Source organism: Ruminococcus bromii, from assembly GCF_002834225.1.
In the GTDB taxonomy this organism is placed as follows: domain Bacteria; phylum Bacillota; class Clostridia; order Oscillospirales; family Acutalibacteraceae; genus Ruminococcoides; species Ruminococcoides bromii.
Map to the genome: position 1 here is coordinate 1 of NZ_NNSR01000068.1, position 3,695 is coordinate 3,695.

4 protein-coding genes and 1 pseudogene are annotated in these 3,695 nt (G+C 31.9%); 3 read left to right on the plus strand and 2 right to left on the minus strand.

All coding sequences use genetic code 11. The annotated features are described in order from the left end of the window. The first annotated feature begins 46 nt into the window (after window positions 1–46). From RBATCC27255_RS07150 to RBATCC27255_RS07160, 3 genes are read left to right on the plus strand one after another with little or no spacing between them, the layout of a single operon-like run. Window positions 47–736 carry a LytR/AlgR family response regulator transcription factor gene (locus RBATCC27255_RS07150; protein WP_101029356.1) on the plus strand — a complete coding sequence of 230 codons (690 nt, stop codon included), beginning with the start codon at window positions 47–49 and terminating at the stop codon, window positions 734–736. A 3-nt stretch (window positions 737–739) separates the two neighbouring features. Next, window positions 740–1,234 carry a hypothetical protein gene (locus tag RBATCC27255_RS07155; RefSeq protein ID WP_101029355.1) on the plus strand — a complete coding sequence of 165 codons (495 nt, stop codon included), beginning with the start codon at window positions 740–742 and terminating at the stop codon, window positions 1,232–1,234. Beyond that, window positions 1,210–2,064, plus strand: coding sequence for a sensor histidine kinase (locus tag RBATCC27255_RS07160; protein WP_169923289.1), 855 nt, complete (start codon window positions 1,210–1,212; stop codon window positions 2,062–2,064). The genes RBATCC27255_RS07155 and RBATCC27255_RS07160 overlap by 25 nt, the downstream gene beginning before the upstream one ends. 649 nt (window positions 2,065–2,713) lie before the next feature. Here the strand turns inward: RBATCC27255_RS07160 and RBATCC27255_RS07165 are convergent. Continuing rightward, window positions 2,714–2,932 (minus strand): annotated as a pseudogene (locus RBATCC27255_RS07165) (SPFH domain-containing protein); the annotation flags it as partial. A 10-nt stretch (window positions 2,933–2,942) separates the two neighbouring features. Further along, complete coding sequence (locus tag RBATCC27255_RS07170) at window positions 2,943–3,383, minus strand: NfeD family protein (protein ID WP_101029365.1); 441 nt, start codon at window positions 3,381–3,383, stop codon at window positions 2,943–2,945. Window positions 3,384–3,695 lie beyond the last annotated feature (312 nt).

A 3,695-nucleotide genomic window follows, 5' to 3' on the forward strand; every position in this document is an offset into this window, starting at 1 on the left:
TTTAAGTGAAACTTTCACAATATGGGCTAATTAGGGGGAATTAAATATGAACATATTGGTTTGTGATGATGATTTTTCAATTGCAAATAGCATTGCAGAATACATAAAAAATAAGTTTAAACACGAAGTATTTGTTTCTATTAACAGAGAAGAGGCTCTGAATGTAATACATTCAGAAAATATTGATTTGTTGATTATTGACATTGTTCTCAAAGATGACAACGGAATTTTTCTTGCGGAAGATATTCAAAAAGATCAATCTAACATAAAAATTATTTTTATAACAGGCTATGGAAATGTGTACTATGAAAATATTTATGAGCATATTACTCCACAGGGATTTCTTGAAAAACCGATTCAGTACAACATTCTGAACTTTTTCATTAAACAGGCTGAAAATGAATATAAGAAAAAAACTGCAAAATTAAAAATTTCCTATGATTTTAAAGAACACCTGATTCCGATTGACAGTATCCTATACATCCAAAGTTCTAAACGAGTTTGTGAAATTATCACCGACGACAAAATCTATCGTTGCTACAAAAAACTTTCTGATTTTCCAAAGGAGTTGCCCGAATATTTCGCAAGATGCCACCAGAGCTATATTGTAAACGCAAATTATATTGCCTCTTATCAATCAGGGCAATTTACTTTGACAAACGGAGCTATTATTCCGATAAGCGATTCTTACGCTAAAAATGCTAAAAATTTATATCTTATGAATTTCGGAGGATAAACAATGTTACTTGTTTTTGCAACTATATTAGACTTAATTACAACTGCTACTTTTCTTCAGTATCCACTGCAACTGCTTACATTAAAAAAGGACAAACCTATTTACAAAATTATAATGGGAATGTTCTTTGTTTTTACAATGATTATTTCTTTTTTATCCAGAACAAACGAGGAATTTAATGCTAATCCATTTAAACCTATTGTTTTATTTGGAGTGATTGCCGTAACATTTTTCACTTGTTTCAGCGATAAAATCTCTCAGAAAACAATAGCCTATGTTCTGTTCATTGCTTCAATGTGTATAACAGAGCTTTCGGTTATGGCGTTATTTACTTTTATGGGATTTTCATTGCGTGACGATAAAGTTGCAAATGTACTCAGCAATGTTGTGGCTATTCTTGTTCTTTGGATTTTACTTTTAATATGCAAAAAATTTTTGATAAAAATCTTAAGCACAAAAATTATTCATCAAGAATGTGGCAATTTGATATTATCATAGTTTCACAGCTTATGTGCAGTTCGGCAATCGCCATTTCCGTATATAACAATAACAACTTTGAACTGACAAGTGCAAATATCATACTTTGGATTTTTGTCATTGCAACAATCATATGTATGGTTATATGTGACATCGCACTTTACAAAGTTTTGCTTGTAAATTCTGAAAATCACGATTTAAAAGAAGCACTCGAACTTTCTAATTTAAAGAACGAACTAGAACTTGAATACTACAACAAAATGAAAGTAAGTATTGCCGAAACAAGAAAAATGAATCACGATATCAGTAATATGATTACAGTTGTAAAAGCTATGGTTAATGATAACAATGATAATAATAGTGAACGAGCAAACGCAATTATCCAAGATTTGACCGAAACTCTTGAGAACAACAAAATCAGAAAATTCTGTGACAATGAATTAGTCAATATTATTATGATTAACAAATATGACACCATAAAAGCAAATCATATTGAGTTTTCAAGCAACTTGAATGTTCCGAATAACATCAATGTCAAAAACACAGATCTCTGTAGATTGTTTACCAATATAATTGATAACGCAATAGAGTCTTGTGTTAGTTCTAATGATAAAGGTAAAGTATTTATTATTCTTTCATCGCAAATTAAAGATAATAACTTTGTAGTAAAATGCATCAATTACTGCGACCATAATATTCCCGATGACATTGATAATTTACAATCCACAAAACCAAATCATAAGGGACTTGGTATTGAAATCCTAAAAAATATTACCGAATCATATTCCGGCGATTTTACAGTAAGCTGTGAGAATAACAATTTCACAACAGTAGCACTTTTAAAAATTTGATTATTCAACAAAAACACACTCACACTATTTTAGTGAGGTAATCGTTTAAAAGAATGTCAAAACTATCGTTGTGATAATTTCATATAAACAATATGAAAAGTTGCTTTAATCAGGCGTAGATATAAACGAATATTAAAATTAGGCAGGTACGATACGACAAGCAATATGTTATTAAATGTATATTGTCTTGATATAGCGCTAAAGAACTATTTAAAACACAGTTAGATAAAATATACGCTACCTGAATGCTTGTTACGACATTCCTAATTGCGGTAACTTACAAATCTCTACTTTACTGAATATGATATTTAAAAAATTTATTTCAATTTACTATTGCAATTTGCGTTTTGATAATTTATTCTATTGTGATTGTTTTTTTCATGAAAAGTGAGATTAATGCCCCCTTAAAATGTAACATTGAGAGATGATTCAAGCAATTCAATATCTCTCTGTCTATTCCACCGTTTTTGTCACCCATTCTTGCAACACGAAAATGGGTTTACAAGAATTTTAGGCATAAAAAAAGAGCCCAATGGCTCGGATGTTAAAAATATTAAATAAGTAAATGTTATTGATTATTCTCAATTTCTCGATATACTCTTACTTTTTAAGATTTACAAGAAGGTATCGTTTTATTCACTCCATGCTGCTGTGGAGGGAAGTCGATTACTTGCTCTTTTAGTGAAACTTTCTTTGAGATTTTGTCGATGAACGGAATTTTTACATGAAGTCCTGTTGACCATGTTACATGGTATGTTCCGAGTCTTTCAATTACATATGCGTGTGCCTGCGGTACTACTTTTACATTGCTTACGATTACTATAAGCAAAATTAAAAGGATAATTCCTAAAATAATAAGTCCTAACATTATTTACCTCTCATTCTGATACGGGTTCTACAATGAGCTTTACACCCTCTATTGCAAGAACCTTAACTTTTGTTCCTTTTAAAAGCGGTGCTTTGTCGGACTTTACCGTCCAAGTTTCCGCACCGACCTTTGCCTGTGCTGTTTCGTCAATATCGGTTAAATCTGTGAGCATAAAACCGACTTGACCGATGTGGCGGTCTGCATTTGTTCCCGTTGTTTTGTTACGCTTTTTAAAGCGTTTTACAAGTGGTCGTGTCACAATAAGCGAAACAAGTGACACTGCAAGGAACACCGCCGACTGGATTGTTATGTCGCTCGTGAATATAGTTGTTATTGCGGCACAAACCGAGCCGAGAACGAACCATATTGATACAAGCTGTGTTGTAAAGCCTTCGCAAAGCAACATAAATATTGCAAAGCCTATCCACACTATCGGCATATATTGCTCCATAGAGCTGTCACCCTCCTTTTCGCATAATTTTAACACAATATTATATATTAGTCAAACTATTTTATGTATTATCTGTTAGATAAATTCATTTGGCTAATCGCTAAAAATATACAATAAAATCGCCTCCTATGATAATAAGCAAATTACCATAGGTGGTATTTGTTAATAATCTTACAATCCGCGTACTCGTAATCGGAACTAAATACAATGACATCGTCACTGCGAACAGTTCTAACCTGCGTTGTTCTGCCGAAATCATTATGCTTGATTTGTTACACTGGCATTTCATTTTTATAATAACCATATACAAAC